Genomic DNA, 17,731 nt, shown 5'->3' with positions numbered 1-17,731 from the left:
CTCAGACACGGGCGTTCTCCTTCTTCAAGGGGTGGCGGCAGACGTCGCTCTGGTTCTCGCGGACGTAGTCGAGCAAGGCTTCGGTTTCGTCCAGCAGGCTTTCGACGGCCAGCATCAGCCCATCCACGATGTGCTCACTCAGCTTGTCGTGAAGGACTGGCTCGTCTTCAGGGCAGGTATCCCGAGCATCCTGGCTGGCCGTGAAGTCGCGGCGCAGGACCGCCATGATGGCTACGGATGCCTTGGTGTTCCGGTCTACCCTCACGAGCCTATTCGTCAGGAATTCGGAGAGTGGGTTGTCCCGCCACATGGAGGTGAGGTAGTGCTCACCGTCTGCGAGGCGTGGGGCTTCGGCAGGCGCTGCCGGGGGTACACTGGTCTTCGCCATGTGTGCTTCCTTGATCTGGTCGATTGCGGGGCGGCGTGGCTGACGGCTCGGGCGTTGACGCGCTCGGGCCGTCACTGTTTTGGTGCGGTGATTTCCAAATGGCGCGGCGCCTGGATGCCGATACGGGCTTTCCCGTCGCGCGCTGCGAGAACGACAAGGTGGATGCTGTCGCCGATGTGGATCTCGCCCTCCTCGTACTGCTTGATCACTCGGCAGCCGGCGACAGGGCGATCGCTGCTCTGCTGATCTGTCAGGGATTTCCTACTCACTTTTCAGGTTTCCTTGGTTCTGGTTGGCGTGAGAAACTGCAAAAGTCGGGATAGATGCGTCACTCGGTGCGGCAACGCAAAAAACGGCGCTGGGGTGGTTCGCGGCAACGATCTCTGCGACTCGCAGTGGGACGACGACCGACGCGGCGAGGGCAACCAGGACCCAACCCACGCGAATCAGCGTAGAGACCTTCCGGTCCGATCCGTGGGCGTAACTGGCTTGAATGCAGCGGCAGTTGGAGTTCATCCCGGCAACCTCGAGCGCGTCCCGAGGCGATAGCCGAATCCGCCTCGAAAGCAGCGGAGACGATGCTCAACCGGCAGCAGTAGGGGATCGACGTCCGGGAATGCGACCAAGACAGTCGCCTGGTCGGCATGATCGAGAAGGCTGAAGCCTCGGTTCGGAAGACGGCTCTCATAGCGCTTCCGAAGAGTGTTCAGTTGGCGCACCAGTCTGTGCTTACTGCGCCAGAGGTCCCTTGTTGCGTGCATCTCTGTGGCTCCCATCAACCGCGGGTTGCGGCGACAGGGCTAGATTAGGCATTGCTAATCGGACATGCAATAGGGATAGCTAATTTACTTTGACTAATTTCTAAACTTGTTCAGAAATCCGCATTAGGCGATCTGACGCGCGCTGTACTGGACCACCGCCTTGCCCGCGATGAACAAGTCTTCCGGCGCCGCGTAGGGCGGGAAGAGCGGGTTGGCACTAACGATGTACACGCCGTCGGACCGGCGCTGCAGCCCCTTGATCTGAGTTTCGCCGCCAATATTGATCACGTAGATGGCGTCGCCATCGAAGTAGTCGACGGCGGTGTCGACCATGACTACGTCGCCGTTGTTGATGATCGGCGCCATCGACGGGCCCCGACCAGTGATGAGCTTGAGTCGGCCTGGTTTCGGCAGATAGCCCAGGCGTTGCCGGATATCCCATTCGGCGTAATCCATGCTCCGAATAACTTCCGGGAATTCCTCATTCACGACCCCTGCGCCCATGCCTGCTGCTCCATCTAGTAGCTCGAGCCGAAGGTATCCGGGGGGTGTCTCACGGACGGAGAGCGGCGGCGCGTCCGGAGCGTCGTCGATAGAGCCCTCGCCTGTTGCAAGCCACAAGGCCGGAACCCCAAGGACGCGCGCAGCCTTGACCAAGGCATCCCCCCTGATCGACTGCGATTTCCCGCTCAGCCAGCCGCTCACACTCGGGGCGGAAACCCCAACGGCCTTGGCCAGTTCAAGTTGAGAGACGCCTGCGCGCGCCAGCGCCGTGCGAAGCCGGGTTGAGAGATCCATGGTTAGGGTCTGTGAATGGAATTAGGCAATGTTACGCACGAAGTCGTTGTAAAGTAAATTAGGAACTGCTAATTTCCTTCGCCATGACCACGACTACCCACGTTTCCGCGATCAGCGATCCCGTACAGGCATCGCAACTGATCGATTCCCTCGGGGGCACGAAGCGAGTCGCTGCCTTGTGCTCCGTCAGAGCCCCTTCAATCAGCCAGTGGCGCAGGCGGGGTATTCCCCGGCCCTGGGCGCTGTTCTTCCAAGCCAAGTTCCCCGACAAATTCGACGCCGATGGCAATGTCGTAGCCGGGGCTGCCCCAGTCGCGGCTGGGTAATCAACTCTGCTGAGGTCGACGGAACGGCCCGGGCGCAGTGAAGGAAAGCGTGCATCCCTGGCGTGGTAGTGGCCGCTCGGGTGTCTGGCGCGAGAACCCAACGTCCAGATACGACGAAGCCCCCGCTGTCGGGCAGACATGCGCGGAGGCTTCGTTCAGAGCGAGGCCACTATGCCACACCACGAATCCGATGCAAACCTGCATGGCCAGGGACCGCGTCCCTATGGCGAAGTCATGCAGGAAGCGCTTACTCGCATCCAGGAGCGCCATGCCAGGCCCTTGGTCAAGCTGCAGGAGCGCCTTCCCGACGGCCGAATCGCGGTAGAGATCTACGACCGGACTCGCCCGGGCGACGAACCTACCTACGACTTCTACTGTTCCGGCCCGCAGCAGGCGCTGGAGTGGATCCAGCAAATGTCCAGCAAGCGCTGGATCACCGCAGAGCACTTGGGCGCCTTCGCCACGTTGATGATTGCCGCATTCCCGGAAGTCTCGGGGGCATCGGCGTGAGTGTTCAGGCAATGACATGGGCGCTGGACCAGCAGGACGTGACCGACTCGATTTCCCGGCACGTGTTGCTCTGCCTCGCCAACTATGCGGACAAGGACGGCAAGAACGCATTCCCGTCGGCATCCACGCTCGCGCAGGACACCGGCTTGGCGGTTCGCACGGTGCGTGTCCGGCTCGCCCAACTGCTGGAAGCGGGCATCATCAAGAAGGGCAATCAGATAATCGTGGCCGCCCACATCCCGGCTGCCGATCGCCGTCCCGTTTGCTATGACCTCGTCATGTCACGGGGTGCACCACATGCACCCCGTGAGGGGGAACGGGGTGCACGCCACGACACCAACGGGGTGCACGCCACGACCGAACGGGGTGCACGCCGTGCACCCAAACCGTCATATAACCATCAAGAAGAAACCCATGGGTCACCTGCCGGTGACGATGGGGCTGGTGATGAGGCGGCTGAGCAGGACGATCTGCTTGGTGGCAAAGCGTGCACCGGCTGCCCCCACGAGGAGATCATCGCCGCCTACCACCGGGAGCTGCCGAATTGTCCTGTCGTCCAGGGGTGGAGTGACAGCCGGCAGAAGCACCTGCGCGCGCGCTGGAAAGCCGACACATCGAGGCAGTCGGTGGAATGGTGGCGCGGTCTGTTCGAGTGGATGCGAGGCAGCGACTACCTCATGGGCAAGGTGAACAGCTTCCAAGTGTCCCTGCCCTGGCTGATCAAGTCCGAAGAGAACCTGCTGAAGGTCATCGAAGGCACCTACCACAACAACCGTAACGGGGGGCAGGGCTGATGCGCTTTGACCCCAATCTTCCGCCTCACAGCGTTGAGGCGGAGCAGGCTGTCCTGGGTGGCCTGATGCTGGCCCCGGAAGCTTGGCCGCTTGTGTCGGACACGCTGTCTGCTGAGGACTTCTATCGGCACGATCACCAGCTGATCTTCGAATCGATCCGGACGCTGGCGGAGAAGCAGCGTCCGTTCGATGCGGTGACCATTGGCGAGTGGTTTGAATCGCGGGGGAAGCTGGAACTGGTGGGCGACGGCACGTACATCACGGAGCTGGCCAGCACGACGCCCTCGGCTGCCAACGTGGTCGCGTACGCGGAGATCGTCATGCAGTACGCCGGTCGGCGCCGGTTGGCTGACGTTGGCCGCAAGGCGGTGGAATCCGCTCGGCAGCAGGACGGGCGAGAGTTCCCGGAGCTACTGGCGGAGCTGACGCAGGACATTGCAGGGCTGCAGCCAGCCCAGCGTGGCGGGCTTCGCCTTGCCGGGGAGACCATGTACGGGTGGTACGAGCGGTGGGAAGAGCGATACCACTCGTGCGGCGGGCTGACCGGCCTAGAAACGCCTTGGGCTGAATTCAACCGCGTGACCCACGGGCTGCAGCCATCTACGGCGTACCTGATCGCTGGCCGACCCAGCATGGGCAAGAGCATTGCTGCCTTGAATGTCGCTGTGTTCAGTGCCCTAAAGGGCCTCACAGTCGGGCTCTTCAGTCTCGAGATGAGCATCGATGACTGCCACGACCGCAACGTCGCTTCCGTTGGTCATATCCCCCACGAGTGGGTCACGAGGCCAAGGCATTCCGGCGAGGACAGCGAGATCTACCAAAGCCGCATGACCCCCACGATTCGAGACCTCAAGGCAGCGCCCCTGTACATCGATGACACCGCCTCCTTGAACGTCCGCCAGTTCGAGGCGCGTGCAAGGCGCATGCATCAACGCAAGCCGTTGCAGCTGCTTGTGATCGACCACATCCACGACTTCGACGTGGACCCGCGAATGGCCCGCTTTGAGTACGGTCGCATCCTGCAGAAGGGGAAGGACCTGGCGAAGGAATGGAAAATCCCGCTGGTGGCCCTGGCTCAGTTGAACCGGAGTGTCACGGGGCGCACTGACAGACGCCCGACCCTATCCGACCTGCGCGAGTCCGGAGAGCTCGAGCAGAAGGCCGACGTCGTCGTGCTGCTGCACCGTGAGGACTACTACGACACGCCCGAACAGCAGACTCATCTCCAGGGCGTCGTGGAGATGCACTTTGCAAAGGGGCGCAACATCCGCGCTGGTGAGCGGATCAGCTTGCAGAACCGTTTCGATCAGATGCGCATCGACAACTGGGACGGCCCGCTGCCGCGCAAGCCAGAGGCCGCGAACGACGACCAACCGCGGCGCCGGACAAGCTATGGCCCAGGCCGCAAGACCTACGCGGGGGGGATCCGATGAGCTTCGTCCCAACGGGGTCCCAAGCGCTCAGGCACTTCGCCGACACGCTCGACAAGCAGGCGGACCGGCTCGACCGCCTGTTGTGGCGGGATCGGGGACAGCGGTCTACGACTGCTGAGGCATACCGCACGTCGGCATCGCTGGCACGGCAGCAGGCGGTGAAGTTGGAGCAGATGGAGAGGCTGGCCGCTGCGCGCGCTGGAGGCGGGAAATGAGCCTGTCGCTGAAGGAGCAGCTGAAACACTGGGGCCATTACCAGGAACATCGGTTCTGCGCACCGCTCGCCCCGGAGGAGGCGCCGAGCAGGGACGAACACCCGCTGGCCCGGGCTCAGCAGTTCGCTCAGGGCACGAAGCGTGAACGTCCACCATTGCTCCGTGACGGACACGACCGGCGCATGCTGCTGGGGGCCGGCGCCGGCCGGGTGAATCGCAACGGGGCAGTGCTGCCCGTCGCGCCCTGGGCGGTTGATCCGATCCCATGCACTGAGACCCGCACGCTGGTCTCCCGATCAGCCACCGCCGCCGTGATGGTTGGTTCGCCAGACGAGTATCGATGGATCGACCGCGCGCTGTCCGACCTCTACCGGCAGAACATGGTACGCGCGCTGGTGGTGCTGGAAGAATTCACAGGGCGGGGTAGCCAGGCGCAGCGGGCCGCAGCCGTCGCCAAGAAGCTGGGCGGCACGTTCACCAAGTGGCAGTACCGGAAGGAGCTGGACAAGGGGATGGCGTTTATGGAGGCCCGTCGCGTATGACTGGCTACAGCATGGGCTACGTTGCTAACAACGCCGTCTACATTTGTGTTGCCTGCGGTGAGGATGGAATTGTCAGAATCGGGGCAACCCGGGATCCCGAGGGAAGCTTGAGGCGTCGGGAGCGGGTTGGGGCCGCCCAGTGGGCGTGGATTGGCAGCGAATCTAGGGCAAAGCTGCTGGTCAGAAGGCTTCGCCGGCAATGGGGCGCCCGGTATGTTCTTGGCGAAGGCTACCGATTCGACTATGCCCTAGAGGGGCGGGTGTTCCGTGATGAGCTGGATCAGGCGTTCAGGGAGGAGGTAGGCGGCGCCCCTCAATGGGAAAAACTTGGCAAGGACGCTCTCAGGCTCTTGCGCGCGACTCCGAAGAGGAAGAAGCGGGCGAGGTGGTATTGACCGTTGCCAACGTTATGGTACTGTTCTAGGCAAGGTGGGGGAGTCCCGCCCAGACGGCTCGCCACTCGGCGGGCCGTTTGCGTGACAGGTTGCTGGCCTGGTCATCGATGCAAGCCCTGGCCGACTGAGTTTTATGCAATCCTTGTCCGTTCACGGAAGATCACAGGGGTAGCCAATGAAGTCGAGTAGCAGTCGCGTAATGCGTTTCCTTGAAATTAAGATCTCGCACGGAACCGGTGCAAAGACACGGGAAGCGTGGGATTTGCCCGCAATGCTGAGGACGGCCGCGGGTAACGGCTTTTATCAGCGAGCTGTTAGGGATGGTGCAAAGAAGGTTGTGCGCATCAAGCACTGTGAGTTCTTTGAGGAGAATGGCCGGCCCTACGCGGCTGTTCTCTTTGTCATGGCTGACGCTGGATATATCGATGCCAGCTACGAAAACATGCAGACGGGAGCAGCGCGTACGTTTGCCAAGGACGATGGAGAGGGATACCGCACCGAGGCGCATCTCGTCATCGACCTTTCCTACACTCTCCAGGGCACTACCCAAGTGTATCCCTGCGCGCTCGAGGAATCGCCGGGACTGGGTCCGTCAGTCGTTCTCAGTCGACTTAACCATCCATTGCACAAGGCTGGCGAGCGGGAACTTAAGGAAGGCAATGACACGCATAACTGGTTCCCTGTTGTTTCGCTCGACGGCCTTCTGAGCAGGAGCTTGATCGAGGAGATTGAGAAGGGCGAGTTGATGTCTTTCGACCTCGTGAAGGAAGAGTTGCAAGACCAAGGCTTGGACGAGCCAGAGGAGTTGGTACGCCGTAGGCAGATCCTATGCCTCGACGTCCGGCAAGATCCCGAAGAGGGGCGAGTCTCCGCCGTCATTGCCCGGGCGCGCCAGATCGCGTTCGGCGAAAACTATGAGCAAGTGCGAATTCACTATAAGGAAGAGGGGACGGGTAAGCATAAGCAAGCTGTGCTTGACGTTCCCGAGGATGCGGTAGATCCGGGCGAAGAGCTCGAGAAGCTTGTATCCAGGTCCTGCAAGATTGAGCTGCCCGAAGCGATGAATTGGGATCACACTGAGGTTGTGACGACTTTTGCAAAGCAGATGGCAACCAAACTCGCTGAGGAAAAAGGCGACTAGACATGTGGAAAGCGCTACGTCAGTTGATCACACCGCTTGCCTATCTGCGCATTAGCGCCGAAGGCTGGGGCAAAGTCATGATCGATTGGCTTCTGCCCGGCATGCTGGCTGCGGGCGTAACCACCATTTGGTGGAACTGGCCCTCGCTCGTACCGCTGGGCGGAGGTAGCGGCCTCCTTGTTGGTGTTGGTGCTGTGATGCAGATCTTGGTTGGCTTCTATGTGGCCGCGTTAGCAGCAATTGCCACTTTCCCCACTCTGTCGCTTGAGAATGACGTTCATCGCATGACGTTGGACGGGGAGAAGATAAAAAGACGAAAGCTCCTCGGCTATCTTTTTGGGTACTTGGCCGTGTTGAGCATGGCGATGCTTGTCGCGATGCTCTTCCGCAATCTTCCCCAGGAAGCAGTGAAGTTGGCCAGCCCGGAGGTGGCTCGCTGGCTAAAGGCGCTTGGATACTTCGTTTACCAGTTTGTCCTCTGGCAGATGATCTCCATCACGCTATTTGGCATTCATTACCTCGCGGATCGGATACACCGATCATAGAAGTGCACTAAACCCAAGTTTCGAAAAAGCCCCGGTCTCCCGGGGCTTCTTTATTTCCGGAGACGCCATGGCGCAGATCACTCCCCAACAGGCTGGCGGCGTGAACGTCGTGGCCTTCCTTGACATGCTGGCTTGGTCCGAAGGTACGGACAACGGCAAGCAGGCCACCAAGGACCGCGGCTATGACGTGATCGTTGGCGGGCAGTTGTTCAAGAGCTACGCCGACCATCCGCGCGTGCTGGTGGACCTTCCGAGGCTCAAGATCCAGTCCACCGCGGCAGGCCGCTACCAGCTGCTGCGCCGCTATTTCGACGCCTACAAGAAGACACTCGGCCTGAAGGATTTCTCGCCGCTGAGCCAGGACCTTATCGCGCTGCAGCAGATCCGGGAGCGTCGCGCGCTGCCGCTGATCCAGGCGGGCAAGATCCCGGAGGCAATCAAGGCGGTCAGCAACATCTGGGCGAGCCTGCCCGGCGCAGGCTACGGCCAGCACGAACAGGAGCTTGCCGACTTGCTGGCCGTGTACCGCAAGGCCGGCGGGACGGTGGCGCCATGATCGGGGTCGACGTGGACTGGCAGGCCATTGGCACGGCAGTTGGCGGCCTGATGGTAGGCGCCGGCGGTGTAGCGCTGTGGTGGCGAAAGCAGTTCGTAGAGACAGCCAGGGAAGGGGCCGAGGTCAACGTGATCCAGTTGATGCGCGAGGAAGTGACCCGGCTGGGTGAACGGGTTGGGCGGATGGAGGCCAGGGAGCTGCGCTTGATCCGCCACATCTACCGGCTCGAAGGATTGATGCGTGCGGCTGGCATTGAGCCACCGCCTTTTGACCCTGAGAGCGACACCATCAAGGCAGGAGGTTCGGAATGAACGACAAATGGAATCCGCGGTTCTGGCTGCGCCGATGGTTGGTGCCTGAACTCCCAGCTTTGATTGCTGCTGCGGAGCGCGCGGAGAAGGTTGCGCGTGCCAAGGAGCTGCGCAAGCAGTTGACTTCCCTGCCTTGAACAGCCCCTTGGCCTCCTAATCACTCTCGAAGCAATTCAGCAATGAGTGCCTTGTCGGACTCTAGTTCTCGAACTGTTGAGCGCAAGGCTGCTGCCCGAGTAAGAACCCGATGCACCTCGCCATCGACCTCCACTTCCTCAATGTCTGCCTCGGATTCGGCCCGGCTCAAGTTGATCCGAACTTGCGTTGCTCGTCTGCCTATTAGCAGCGCCCTAATGTCTTCCAATAGTCCCGCTTCCATGTTGCCCTCCTTAGGCTGTGTCGATAGCACGCGCAGCGTACCCCAAGGAGGGTAACCCTTCATGTAGGTGCCCAATGCTGGACCCATTACGCCCATATGCCGACCTGCTGAAACTACTGGCGGTCCTGGCGCTGGCGAGCGGCTTGTTCGTGACCGGCTGTCAGCACGGCGACGAGCGCCGAGCCGCCAAGGATCAGGTCAGCATCACCAAGGCCGATAAGGCGCGCGCTGCAGCAGAGGCTGACGCCGCCGAGAACCTGCGTGCGGCCAATGCCTGCGGGTTGCTGCTGGAGGAAGTGAACCGGCAGACACAGGCATCGATCGATGCTTCGGTTCGGCAGAAGGCGGCAGCCGACGAGGCCGCGCGTCGGGCTCAGGCGGCAGCAGCAGAGAGCCAGCGCCGAGCGACGGCAGCCGAGCGTGCGTTGCAGGCCGCAAAGACCAAGCCCGCATGCCGGTCCCAACTGGAGATGGCCCTGTGCGCCGACATACCGCTGCTTTGACCCTGGCTGCCGTGTTGCCGCTGTGCGGGTTTGGCAGCTGCAGCAAAGCCCGGAAGCCGGATATGCCCAAGGTGGTCTACGTGACGGTGGAGAAGCCGGTCGCGCCGCCCGCTGCGTTGACCCAGCAGTGCCCGATCACACGGGCACAGGATCGAACTGTCGAGCAGGTGGTGTCGGCTTACAACGCCAACATTCTGAGCCTGCAGCAGTGCAACAAACAGCTGGGCGAGATCCGGCAGTTGCAGGGTGATTGAGCGCGCTCAGCGCCTATCACATCTGCGAGAGAAAGTCTTTGAAACTGGTTACCAAGACATTGGAGCCAGGGAAGTCAAACCTAACGAGGCCCCGTCCGGACGCGATCCGGCGGGGCCTCAACGTTTGCAGCGCGGCCTAGGTTCGCTACCGAACGTCTGTTGTCCTGCCCGACAGGCTGGCCGCGCTTTCTTTTCAGGCAGATTCAGAAGGAGCAGGCAATGAACATCGACTCCATTCAAGACATGGTGATGCTGGCCGGCGGGCAGCCAATGACCGACAGCAGGCGTATTGCGAAGTACTTCGGGAAGCGGCACGACAACGTGCTGCGCACGATCCACAAGGCTGTCGAGGAAGCGCCTGACGAATCAGCAAAACTCAATTTTGAGGTTTGCCGTGAAATCAATCACTTACAGAACGGGAAGCCACAGCGGTACTACCTGATGACGAAGGACGGCTTCATGGCCGTGGCATTGGCCTTTACCGGCAAGAAGGCGGCGGAGGTTCGCTGGGCATTCATCCGTGCCTTCAACCGCATGGCCGAGTTCATCCGGACACAGGCATCGGGCGCCATGGAGCGTTGGAACGTCGCCTACATCGAGTACCGGCAGGAGCGAGAGCACGTCTCCAACTGCGCCAAGGACATGAACCGGTGGAAGCGCCGCAAGGTTGAGCACCTGCAGCGCCTGCAGCAGCTCGACCCGCAGCTCAGCCTGACGTTTGGTGGTGGGTGATGGCTCGGGCAGGTAGCGCTAATCGCATGCTGGCGCTGGGCCGACTCAAGGCCGGCGAGATGAACAAGACCGAGGCCGCGTATGCCGAACGGCTTCGCGCGCTGCAGGCTGCCGGCGAGATTCAGTGGCACCGGTTCGAGGGACTGAAGCTGCGGCTGGCGGACAACACGTTCTACACGCCGGACTTCGCCGTCCTGGCAGCCGATGGCGTCATGGAGTGCCACGAGGTCAAGGGGCACTGGCAGGACGATGCACGGGCCAAGATCAAGATCGCAGCGGCCATGTACCCGTTCCGCTTCATTGCGGTGAAGGCCAGGCCCAAGCGGGACGGCGGTGGCTGGGCAGTGGAGGAGTTCTGATGACTGCGACATTGCGCGCGTCGATACGCATGCGGTGGTGGCTGCGCTGCTACCTCGCCGCAGTGATGTGGTTCGCCCGGGCAACGGGGATGGAGCCGGACTGGGGCCGGGTCGACCGGTGGATACGCCGTGGCCTGGTGCTGCAAACAACGAGGATTGCTGATGAACGCTGCACGGATTGAATCGCTGGCGGCTGACCTGGATGCCGAGCGGGCTGCGCGCGCTGCTGCTATTGCCGCCTTGGTCTCGCGCATTGACGGAAGCACCGACAGTCGCATCGACCGACTGGTCGGGATCATCGAGCAGCAGGGCAAGCAGATCGCCGAGCTGGCCATGCATGTGGGCCTGCTGGTGCAGGCCGTGGCCCAGCTGCTGGGCGAGGAGGCTGGTGCACCTGTGCAGGACGAAGGGGCCGAGCCTGCGCGCGTCGACCTGGACGGGAACCCCTACTGATGCCCACCAGGCCACCGCAGCATCGTGCTGCCGGCTGGCGCCCCTACAAGGAGACCAGCGCCCAGGTCCGCAAGAGGCAGGCGCGCCGCGCGCTGCCCACCAACTGCTCGCTGTGGCGCCGGATTCGTGCGGTGGTGCTGGCCCGTGAGCCCCTGTGCAGGTGCTGTGCTGAGCAGGGCAGGGTGCGGGCGGCCACTGAGGTCGACCACATTGACGGGGACGACGCCAACAACGCCGACAGCAACCTGCAGCCACTGTGCCGGCCGTGCCATAGCGCGAAGACGGCGCGGGAAAACGGCGGGTTCGGCAGGGACACGCACTAGCATCGCGGAGGTGAGCGACCAGTGAGTTATCCACCGAAAGCTGAACGGAAAGGGAGGGGGGAGGGTCAAAGTTGAGGGCCTTCCTCTCCCGATACGCGCGCCCCCCTTTCTTCTCGCGTCCGCAGAATTTGAATTTGAGAAATGGGAGGTCCGATGGCTCGCCATCGACAGCCGAGGGAACTGGCCGAGCTGAAGGGCGCGACCAAGAAGGATCCGCAGCGCTACAAGAAGGAAGCGCCCAAGGCGAATGCTCCGTTGGGCAAGGCACCGGCACACCTTCCGACCGAGGTCGCAGTGGTCTGGAAGGAGCTGGAGAAGTGCGCCCTGCCTGGCGTCCTGACCAGCGCCGACCGTTTCATCATGGAGGTGGCGTCATCGCTACTTTCCGAGTTCCGTGCCAACCGCGGCGAGTTCGTTGCGGCCAAGTACTCCCACCTGATCGGCTGCCTGGCGCGCCTGGGCCTGACCCCGGCTGACCGTCAGAAGCTGGGGACCGAAAAGACCCCGGAGGGCAACCCATTCGACGAGTTCTGATCCATGACGCCGAGCGAATCAGCCAAGGCATACGCCAAGGGCGTCACGTCAGGAAAGATCCCGGCCGGCGAGTTCATCCGTCTGGCGTGCCAGCGGTTCCTGGATGACCTGAAGCGCAAGGGAGCCGACTGGCCCTACAAGTACGACGCCGAGAAGGCGGACCGCGCGGTGCGGTTCATGGAGAAGATGCCGCACACGAAAGGAAAGTGGGCGGCACAGAAGCGCCTGCTGGTGCTGGAGCCCTGGCAGCACTTCATCGAGTGCAATCTGTTCGGCTGGGTCCACAAGAAGACCGGTCACCGGCGCTTCCGTCGTGCATATGAGGAGATCCCGCGCAAGAACGGCAAGTCCTTGCGACTGGCTGCCCGTGGCCTGTACCTGTTCTGCGCTGACGGCGAGGCGGGCGCGGAGGTCTACTCGGGCGCAACGAGCGAGAAACAGGCATACGAGGTGTTCCGCCCGGCCTGGCAGATGGTCCAGAAACTGCCGGCGCTGCGCGCCCGCTTCGGTATCGAACAGGCGGGCAACCCGAAGAACCCGGGGCCGCTGTTCGTCATGGAGGACATGTCCAAGTTCGAGACCATGATCGGCAAGCCCGGTGACGGTTCCAGCCCGCACGCGGCGCTGGTGGACGAGTACCACGAACATGACGATGACCACATGGTCGACGCCATGGAAACCGGCATGGGCGCGCGCGAGCAACCCCTGCTGTCGATCATCACCACGGCAGGCACGAACCTGTCGGGCCCATGCTTCGAGATGCGGGGCGATGCCATCCGCATCCTGCGCGGTGAGGTGACCGACGAGACGGTTTTCGCGGCGATTTACTGCATAGACGAGGGCGACCGCTGGGATGATCCAGCGAGCCTGCGCAAGGCCAACCCGAACTATGGCGTTTCCGTGTTCGAGCAGTTCCTGCTCGACCAGCTCGCCAAGGCAAAGCGGTCGGCCAGCAAGCAAAGCGCGTTCCGTACCAAGCACCTGAATGACTGGGTCGGCGCCAAGCTGGCATGGATGAACATGCTGGCTTGGCAGCGGCAGAAACGACGGTTTGAGGTGTCGGACTTTGCGGGCTGTCCGTGCTGGGTGGGCGTCGATCTGGCATCCAAGCTGGACGTGGCTGCCGTGGTGCTGCTGTTCGAGAAGGGCGATAGCTACTACGTCATTCCCCGGTTCTACGTGCCGGAGTCGGCCGTGGAGGAAAACGAGAAGTACCAGCAGTTCCTGCTGGACGAGCTGATCGTGTCCACGCCCGGGAACATGACGGACTACGCGTTCATCGAAGAGGAGCTGAAAGAGCTTGCGGCACAGGGCGTCGACGTGCGGGACATTGCCTTTGACCCGGCGCAAGCGGCGTACCTGATGACGCGCCTTGAACAGGAAGGGCTGCCGACCGTAGAGATGGCGCAGTCGGTGCGCAATCTCTCCGAGCCCATGAAAGAAGTGGAGGCGCTCATCCTGTCGCGGCGCCTGTGGCACGACGGCAACGCGGCCATGACCTGGATGATGGGCAACGTAGTGGCGCGCGTGGATGCCAAGGAACACGTCTATCCCCGCAAGGAAAAGATGGAAAGCAAGATCGACGGCGCGGTGGCGCTAATCATGGCCATGGGCCGCGCCATGCAGGCGCGGGACACCGGCACAACCCAACAAGGCTTCGTGGTGATCGACTGATGTTCGGACTATTCGAGAAGAACCGGCGGGCCGATGCCCGCGACCGTATCGAGCCGACGATCAGCAACCTGGTCGACGGCGAGGTGATCCAGTCCTCCGGCATGGGCATGTTCGAGGTATTCGGGAACCCGACGACGGCCTCCGGAGCCGTGGTCAGCCCGGAATCGGCGATGCGGGTTTCGGCGGTGTTCGCTGCCGTTTCGCTGCTGGCCGGCGCGATCGCCCAGCTGCCGCTGCCTGTGTTCGAGCGGGTGGACGGCCATCGCAAGCGGGCGGAGCATGACTACTGGTGGCTGCTGAACGAGCAGTTCTCCTCCGGCTGGTCGAGCGCCACCGGCTGGGAGTTCATCGTCGGCCAGATGCTGCTGCGCGGTGATGGCGTGGTGTACGTGACGCGCAACCGTGCCGGGGTGGCGACCGGGTTGATCCCCTGGCCACGCGACAGGGTGATGATCCTCAAGCAGGAGAAAACCAGCCCACGGGAGCCGACACGCCTGCAGTACACGTTCCACGATGCGGACGGGTACTTCACCGTCGACCAGGACGACGTGCTCCATTTCCCCGGCTTCGGTTTCAACGGCGTGCACGGCATGTCGGTGATCCAGTGGGGCGCTCGGAACGGCATCGGCATCGCCATCCAAGGTGACGAGCACGCCGGCAAGTTCTTCAGCGAGGGCGGCAAGCCCGAAGTGGCCATCCGAACGCCCAACAAGATGACCAAGGAGCAGCAGGACGATTTCCGCGATGCCTGGGTCAAGAAGTACGGCGGGGTGCAGGGTAACCGTCGCATTCCGCTGGTTCTGACCGAGGGGCTGGAGGTTCACGAACTGACCATGTCAGCGGTCGACCAGCAGCTGCTGGAGTCGCGTCAGTGGCAGGTGATCGACGTAGCCCGCGCCTTCGGTGTGCCGCCCCACATGATCGGTGAAACCACCAAGTCGACCAGCTGGGGCAGTGGCATCGAGAGCATGGGCATCGGCTTCGTGAAGTACACGCTGGGCCCGCACCTGAAGCGGATCAAGGACGAGTTGAACCGCAAGCTGTTCCGCACGCCGCGCTACTTCGTTGAGCACAACGTGGACATGTTCATGGCCGGCGACTCGAAGACGCAGGCCGAGTACTTCAGCAAGGCGTTGGGTGGCCCTGGCACCCAAGGCTGGATGGTCGTCAACGAAGTCCGCCGCCTCAAGAACCTGCCTCCCATCGAGGGGGGCGACAAGCTCTACCAACCGAAAGACCCCGCGCCACCGGCGAAGCCGGACAGCGACGACCCTGAAAGGAACCCTGAAGATGCCGATTCCTAAGTTGCTGCAGCTGGCCAAGAACAACGCCGGCCAGTCCAAGCCCATCCGGGTGGAGACCGAAGGCAAGGAGGCCACGATCTACCTGCACGGCGTCATCGGCGGGTGGTGGGGCGACATTGACGAGACGATGTTTGCCCAGGCTATGGCCGGCATCGACGCGGACGTGATCCATCTGCGCATCGATTCGCCCGGCGGTGACGTGTTTGCGGCCCGATCGATGATGACGGCCATCGCACAGCACAAGGCGACCGTGATCGCCCACGTGGATGGACTGGCGGCCTCGGCTGCCACCGGCATCTGCATGGCCTGCGATGAGGTTGAGATCAGCCAGGGCGCCGGTTTCATGATCCACAACGCCTGGACGGTCGCTATCGGCAACAAGGCCGATATGACCAAGACCGGTGAGCTGCTGGCCAAGATCGATACCGGGCTGGCCGGGGACTACACCCGTCGCACTGGCAAGGATGAAGCGCAGATTGTCCAGTGGATGGACGAAGAGACCTGGTTCACGGCCGACGAAGCGAAGGAACACGGTTTCGCTGATCGCGTGGTGGAGGTCGTCGGCAAGAAGAAGGCATCCAACACCTGGGATCTGTCCGCCTACGACAACGCACCTGCCGCACTGGCCAACCGTACCCCCGAACCCGACGACGGCGCCGCCGCCGCCGCCCACAAGGCCAACCTGTCGCGCCGTCTGGCGCTGCTGGAACGCTCCGCTGCGTAAGCGACTCCCGCCCGCAGTTCATCCCGACCGCCGAAAGGCGGTTTTTTTTCGACACGAGGAAATCACCAATGCCCTTCAACATTCAGGCCGAGCGGGAGCGCCGCACCGCGCTGGCAAAGGAAACCCGCAACCTGCTCGACACCAGCACCGGTGACGGCAACAAGTGGACGCCTGAGAACCAGGCCAAGTACGACAACAACATCGCCGAGATCGAGCGCATCGACGCGGCGATCGAGCGTCATCAGAAGGTCATGGACCTGACGGCCGACGAGGCGCTGCGCGAACAGGGCGTGCGTGAGCACGACACTGCCAACCGCTGCGGCCGTGACCTCTCCAACGAGGAGCGCCTGTTCGACCGCTGGGCGCGTGGCGGTGACAGCGCCCTGAGCGCCGAGGACTGGAAGCAGGTCAACGCGGCCATGTCGGGCAATCCGGCCGTCAATCCGGAGCAGGGTGGCTACACCGTTCCGACTACGCTGGCCGAGAAGATCCTGGATGCCCTGAAGGCATTCGGCGGCATGCGCCAGGTGGCTGATGTGTTCAGCACTGCCGGCGGCGAGCCGATGCAGTACCCGACCAGCGATGGCACCTCCGAAGAGGGCGAACTGGTCGCTGAAAACCAGTCGGCGAACGACCAGGACGTGGCCTTCGGCACCAAGGGCCTGCAGGTGTACAAGTACAGCTCCAAGGTGGTGACCGTGCCGTGGGAGCTGCTGCAGGACAGCACGGCCGATATCGCCGGCTTCATCGAGAAGCGCCTGCAGACCCGCCTGGGCCGCGTCACCAACCGCCACTACTCCGTCGGCACCGGCGTTGGGCAGCCGATGGGCGCCTTTACTGCCGCGACGGTGGGCAAGATCGGCGCTGTCTCGGCGCTGCCGATCGTCACCTACGACGACCTGGTCGACCTGGAGCACAGCGTCGATCCGGCGTATCGCCAGCTGGCCAAGTGGATGTTCCACGACGACATGCTGAAGCTGATCCGCAAGGTGAAGGACGACCAGGGCCGGCCGATCTTCGTGCCGGGCTACGAGCAGGGCAATCCGGGCGGTGCGCCGGATCGTCTGCTGAACCGCGATATCCAGATCAACCAGCACGCTCCGGCTCCGGCCGCGGGCGCCACCTCGATCGCGTTCGGCGACTTCAGCTACTACAAGATCCGCGACGTGATGGCTGTGACCCTGTTCCGCTTCAACGACTCGGCCTACGTGAAGAAGGGCCAGGTCGGCTTCATGGCCTGGATGCGCTCTGGCGGCAACCTGGTTGACGTGGGCGGCGCGGTGAAGACCTTCAAGCACGGCGCTGCGGCTTAACCGCCTCGGCCCACGAACGGAGGGACGCTCCAGCGCGGGCGTCCCTCGGAGACGATCATGGCAAAGCAGAAGAACACCTCCGCGCAGGCGGCCAGCCGTCCGGCCGATGCGCAGGAAGCGCCCGCTGCGGTAGTGGACGCAGCGGCTGGCCAGGGCGAGCAGCCGGACGCCGAAAGCCCCGACGCTGGCGCGGCAGCCGCCGTCAGTGAGCCGGAGACGGACGAGGGCCACGACAGCCAGAGGCCCGAAACCGTGGAGGCGGACAACGACCTGCCGCCACCGGATGAAGAACCGGCTCCGCCGGAGGGTGAAACCGTGCCGGCGCTGGTGCTCAGTAACAACCACCTCGGGAAGGTTGGCCAGGTGATCCAGGTCAACGCGGCACACGTTGAGGCGCTGCGCCTTGGTGGGCTGATCGACCCCCACCCCAATGCCATTAAGTCGGCCACGCCGGAGGAATGACC

At 62.8% G+C, this 17,731-nt stretch carries 25 protein-coding genes; 22 read left to right on the top strand and 3 right to left on the bottom strand.

Features of this window, described 5'->3' with window-relative positions:
- Position 1: 1 nt before the first annotated feature.
- The 3 genes from VG543_RS16175 to VG543_RS16165 form a co-directional block, all read right to left on the bottom strand.
- Positions 2 to 388 (bottom strand): hypothetical protein, encoded by a 387-nt coding sequence (locus VG543_RS16175; RefSeq protein WP_423178800.1) that lies wholly within the window; start codon positions 386 to 388, stop codon positions 2 to 4.
- A gap of 71 nt (positions 389 to 459) precedes the next feature.
- Positions 460 to 597, bottom strand: coding sequence for a carbon storage regulator (locus VG543_RS16170; protein WP_111172627.1), 138 nt, complete (start codon positions 595 to 597; stop codon positions 460 to 462).
- 675 nt (positions 598 to 1,272) lie between these two features.
- A complete protein-coding gene (locus VG543_RS16165; protein WP_088470394.1) occupies positions 1,273 to 1,947 on the bottom strand; it encodes a LexA family transcriptional regulator in 675 nt (224 codons plus the stop codon).
- Positions 1,948 to 2,444: 497 nt separating this feature from the next.
- Between VG543_RS16165 and VG543_RS16160 the strand changes: the two genes are divergently transcribed.
- The 22 genes from VG543_RS16160 to VG543_RS16055 all read left to right on the top strand — a co-directional run bounded on the left by VG543_RS16160 (position 2,445) and on the right by VG543_RS16055 (position 17,729).
- The gene (locus VG543_RS16160; RefSeq protein ID WP_251103574.1) at positions 2,445 to 2,783 is read left to right on the top strand and encodes a hypothetical protein; all 339 of its coding nucleotides are present in this window, start codon (positions 2,445 to 2,447) and stop codon (positions 2,781 to 2,783) included.
- A 38-nt stretch (positions 2,784 to 2,821) separates the two neighbouring features.
- Positions 2,822 to 3,577, top strand: coding sequence for a helix-turn-helix domain-containing protein (locus VG543_RS16155; protein ID WP_423178802.1), 756 nt, complete (start codon positions 2,822 to 2,824; stop codon positions 3,575 to 3,577).
- Entirely contained in the window at positions 3,577 to 5,010 is a 1,434-nt protein-coding gene (locus tag VG543_RS16150; RefSeq protein WP_423178803.1) for a replicative DNA helicase, read from the top strand. The genes VG543_RS16155 and VG543_RS16150 overlap by 1 nt, the downstream gene beginning before the upstream one ends.
- Before the next feature lie 211 nt (positions 5,011 to 5,221).
- Complete coding sequence (locus tag VG543_RS16145) at positions 5,222 to 5,767, top strand: hypothetical protein (RefSeq protein WP_100438244.1); 546 nt, start codon at positions 5,222 to 5,224, stop codon at positions 5,765 to 5,767.
- Positions 5,764 to 6,162: a hypothetical protein gene (locus tag VG543_RS16140; protein ID WP_100438245.1), complete on the top strand. Its 399-nt coding sequence runs from the start codon at positions 5,764 to 5,766 to the stop codon at positions 6,160 to 6,162. Before VG543_RS16145 ends, VG543_RS16140 begins: the two co-directional genes overlap by 4 nt.
- A 199-nt stretch (positions 6,163 to 6,361) precedes the next feature.
- Entirely contained in the window at positions 6,362 to 7,303 is a 942-nt protein-coding gene (locus VG543_RS16135) for a hypothetical protein (RefSeq protein ID WP_262231566.1), read from the top strand.
- A gap of 2 nt (positions 7,304 to 7,305) precedes the next feature.
- Positions 7,306 to 7,848 carry a hypothetical protein gene (locus VG543_RS16130; RefSeq protein WP_262231565.1) on the top strand — a complete coding sequence of 181 codons (543 nt, stop codon included), beginning with the start codon at positions 7,306 to 7,308 and terminating at the stop codon, positions 7,846 to 7,848.
- Between the two features lie 67 nt (positions 7,849 to 7,915).
- The gene (locus tag VG543_RS16125) at positions 7,916 to 8,404 is read left to right on the top strand and encodes a lysozyme (protein WP_423178804.1); all 489 of its coding nucleotides are present in this window, start codon (positions 7,916 to 7,918) and stop codon (positions 8,402 to 8,404) included.
- A complete protein-coding gene (locus VG543_RS16120) occupies positions 8,401 to 8,715 on the top strand; it encodes a hypothetical protein (RefSeq protein ID WP_423178805.1) in 315 nt (104 codons plus the stop codon). Before VG543_RS16125 ends, VG543_RS16120 begins: the two co-directional genes overlap by 4 nt.
- Complete coding sequence (locus tag VG543_RS16115; protein WP_423178806.1) at positions 8,712 to 8,852, top strand: hypothetical protein; 141 nt, start codon at positions 8,712 to 8,714, stop codon at positions 8,850 to 8,852. Before VG543_RS16120 ends, VG543_RS16115 begins: the two co-directional genes overlap by 4 nt.
- Before the next feature lie 316 nt (positions 8,853 to 9,168).
- Positions 9,169 to 9,597 carry a hypothetical protein gene (locus tag VG543_RS16110; protein ID WP_423178807.1) on the top strand — a complete coding sequence of 143 codons (429 nt, stop codon included), beginning with the start codon at positions 9,169 to 9,171 and terminating at the stop codon, positions 9,595 to 9,597.
- Positions 9,546 to 9,851 carry an Rz1-like lysis system protein LysC gene (gene lysC, locus VG543_RS16105; protein ID WP_088470383.1) on the top strand — a complete coding sequence of 102 codons (306 nt, stop codon included), beginning with the start codon at positions 9,546 to 9,548 and terminating at the stop codon, positions 9,849 to 9,851. Before VG543_RS16110 ends, lysC begins: the two co-directional genes overlap by 52 nt.
- Positions 9,852 to 10,070: 219 nt before the next feature.
- Positions 10,071 to 10,583 carry a Rha family transcriptional regulator gene (locus tag VG543_RS16100; protein WP_088470382.1) on the top strand — a complete coding sequence of 171 codons (513 nt, stop codon included), beginning with the start codon at positions 10,071 to 10,073 and terminating at the stop codon, positions 10,581 to 10,583.
- Between the two features lie 26 nt (positions 10,584 to 10,609).
- On the top strand, positions 10,610 to 10,942 hold the full coding sequence (locus VG543_RS16095) for a DUF1064 domain-containing protein (RefSeq protein WP_423178808.1): 333 nt from the start codon (positions 10,610 to 10,612) through the stop codon (positions 10,940 to 10,942).
- Between the two features lie 162 nt (positions 10,943 to 11,104).
- Complete coding sequence (locus tag VG543_RS16090; RefSeq protein ID WP_188250154.1) at positions 11,105 to 11,395, top strand: hypothetical protein; 291 nt, start codon at positions 11,105 to 11,107, stop codon at positions 11,393 to 11,395.
- Positions 11,395 to 11,718: an HNH endonuclease signature motif containing protein gene (locus VG543_RS16085; protein ID WP_423178809.1), complete on the top strand. Its 324-nt coding sequence runs from the start codon at positions 11,395 to 11,397 to the stop codon at positions 11,716 to 11,718. Before VG543_RS16090 ends, VG543_RS16085 begins: the two co-directional genes overlap by 1 nt.
- 153 nt (positions 11,719 to 11,871) lie before the next feature.
- Entirely contained in the window at positions 11,872 to 12,252 is a 381-nt protein-coding gene (locus tag VG543_RS16080; RefSeq protein WP_065179332.1) for a hypothetical protein, read from the top strand.
- 3 nt (positions 12,253 to 12,255) lie between these two features.
- Complete coding sequence (locus tag VG543_RS16075; RefSeq protein WP_049431057.1) at positions 12,256 to 13,926, top strand: terminase large subunit; 1,671 nt, start codon at positions 12,256 to 12,258, stop codon at positions 13,924 to 13,926.
- Positions 13,926 to 15,230 carry a phage portal protein gene (locus tag VG543_RS16070; protein WP_423178810.1) on the top strand — a complete coding sequence of 435 codons (1,305 nt, stop codon included), beginning with the start codon at positions 13,926 to 13,928 and terminating at the stop codon, positions 15,228 to 15,230. Before VG543_RS16075 ends, VG543_RS16070 begins: the two co-directional genes overlap by 1 nt.
- Positions 15,217 to 15,954, top strand: coding sequence for a head maturation protease, ClpP-related (locus tag VG543_RS16065; RefSeq protein ID WP_423178811.1), 738 nt, complete (start codon positions 15,217 to 15,219; stop codon positions 15,952 to 15,954). The genes VG543_RS16070 and VG543_RS16065 overlap by 14 nt, the downstream gene beginning before the upstream one ends.
- A gap of 68 nt (positions 15,955 to 16,022) precedes the next feature.
- Positions 16,023 to 17,267 (top strand): phage major capsid protein, encoded by a 1,245-nt coding sequence (locus VG543_RS16060; protein WP_423178812.1) that lies wholly within the window; start codon positions 16,023 to 16,025, stop codon positions 17,265 to 17,267.
- A gap of 57 nt (positions 17,268 to 17,324) precedes the next feature.
- The gene (locus tag VG543_RS16055) at positions 17,325 to 17,729 is read left to right on the top strand and encodes a hypothetical protein (RefSeq protein WP_329761836.1); all 405 of its coding nucleotides are present in this window, start codon (positions 17,325 to 17,327) and stop codon (positions 17,727 to 17,729) included.
- Positions 17,730 to 17,731: the final 2 nt, after the last annotated feature.

It is taken from the genome of Stenotrophomonas sp. CASM101 (assembly GCF_049384845.1).
Lineage (GTDB): Bacteria > Pseudomonadota > Gammaproteobacteria > Xanthomonadales > Xanthomonadaceae > Stenotrophomonas > Stenotrophomonas hibiscicola.
This window is presented reverse-complemented; position numbering and strand designations above follow the sequence as displayed.

Excerpts from the sequence above, each read along its gene's own strand:
- VG543_RS16065 (WP_423178811.1), top strand. The coding sequence starts at position 15,217 with ATGCCGATTCCTAAGTTGCTGCAGCTGGCCAAGAACAACGCCGGCCAG.
- VG543_RS16125 (WP_423178804.1), top strand. The coding sequence starts at position 7,916 with ATGGCGCAGATCACTCCCCAACAGGCTGGCGGCGTGAACGTCGTGGCC.
- VG543_RS16075 (WP_049431057.1), top strand. The coding sequence starts at position 12,256 with ATGACGCCGAGCGAATCAGCCAAGGCATACGCCAAGGGCGTCACGTCA.
- VG543_RS16095 (WP_423178808.1), top strand. The coding sequence starts at position 10,610 with ATGCTGGCGCTGGGCCGACTCAAGGCCGGCGAGATGAACAAGACCGAG.
- VG543_RS16130 (WP_262231565.1), top strand. The coding sequence starts at position 7,306 with ATGTGGAAAGCGCTACGTCAGTTGATCACACCGCTTGCCTATCTGCGC.
- VG543_RS16070 (WP_423178810.1), top strand. The coding sequence starts at position 13,926 with ATGTTCGGACTATTCGAGAAGAACCGGCGGGCCGATGCCCGCGACCGT.
- VG543_RS16115 (WP_423178806.1), top strand. The coding sequence starts at position 8,712 with ATGAACGACAAATGGAATCCGCGGTTCTGGCTGCGCCGATGGTTGGTG.
- VG543_RS16080 (WP_065179332.1), top strand. The coding sequence starts at position 11,872 with ATGGCTCGCCATCGACAGCCGAGGGAACTGGCCGAGCTGAAGGGCGCG.
- VG543_RS16100 (WP_088470382.1), top strand. The coding sequence starts at position 10,071 with ATGAACATCGACTCCATTCAAGACATGGTGATGCTGGCCGGCGGGCAG.
- VG543_RS16090 (WP_188250154.1), top strand. The coding sequence starts at position 11,105 with ATGAACGCTGCACGGATTGAATCGCTGGCGGCTGACCTGGATGCCGAG.
- lysC (WP_088470383.1), top strand. The coding sequence starts at position 9,546 with ATGCCGGTCCCAACTGGAGATGGCCCTGTGCGCCGACATACCGCTGCT.
- VG543_RS16150 (WP_423178803.1), top strand. The coding sequence starts at position 3,577 with ATGCGCTTTGACCCCAATCTTCCGCCTCACAGCGTTGAGGCGGAGCAG.
- VG543_RS16060 (WP_423178812.1), top strand. The coding sequence starts at position 16,023 with ATGCCCTTCAACATTCAGGCCGAGCGGGAGCGCCGCACCGCGCTGGCA.
- VG543_RS16160 (WP_251103574.1), top strand. The coding sequence starts at position 2,445 with ATGCCACACCACGAATCCGATGCAAACCTGCATGGCCAGGGACCGCGT.
- VG543_RS16085 (WP_423178809.1), top strand. The coding sequence starts at position 11,395 with ATGCCCACCAGGCCACCGCAGCATCGTGCTGCCGGCTGGCGCCCCTAC.
- VG543_RS16145 (WP_100438244.1), top strand. The coding sequence starts at position 5,222 with ATGAGCCTGTCGCTGAAGGAGCAGCTGAAACACTGGGGCCATTACCAG.
- VG543_RS16110 (WP_423178807.1), top strand. The coding sequence starts at position 9,169 with ATGCTGGACCCATTACGCCCATATGCCGACCTGCTGAAACTACTGGCG.
- VG543_RS16140 (WP_100438245.1), top strand. The coding sequence starts at position 5,764 with ATGACTGGCTACAGCATGGGCTACGTTGCTAACAACGCCGTCTACATT.
- VG543_RS16055 (WP_329761836.1), top strand. The coding sequence starts at position 17,325 with ATGGCAAAGCAGAAGAACACCTCCGCGCAGGCGGCCAGCCGTCCGGCC.
- VG543_RS16165 (WP_088470394.1), bottom strand. The coding sequence starts at position 1,947 with ATGGATCTCTCAACCCGGCTTCGCACGGCGCTGGCGCGCGCAGGCGTC.
- VG543_RS16135 (WP_262231566.1), top strand. The coding sequence starts at position 6,362 with ATGCGTTTCCTTGAAATTAAGATCTCGCACGGAACCGGTGCAAAGACA.
- VG543_RS16120 (WP_423178805.1), top strand. The coding sequence starts at position 8,401 with ATGATCGGGGTCGACGTGGACTGGCAGGCCATTGGCACGGCAGTTGGC.
- VG543_RS16175 (WP_423178800.1), bottom strand. The coding sequence starts at position 388 with ATGGCGAAGACCAGTGTACCCCCGGCAGCGCCTGCCGAAGCCCCACGC.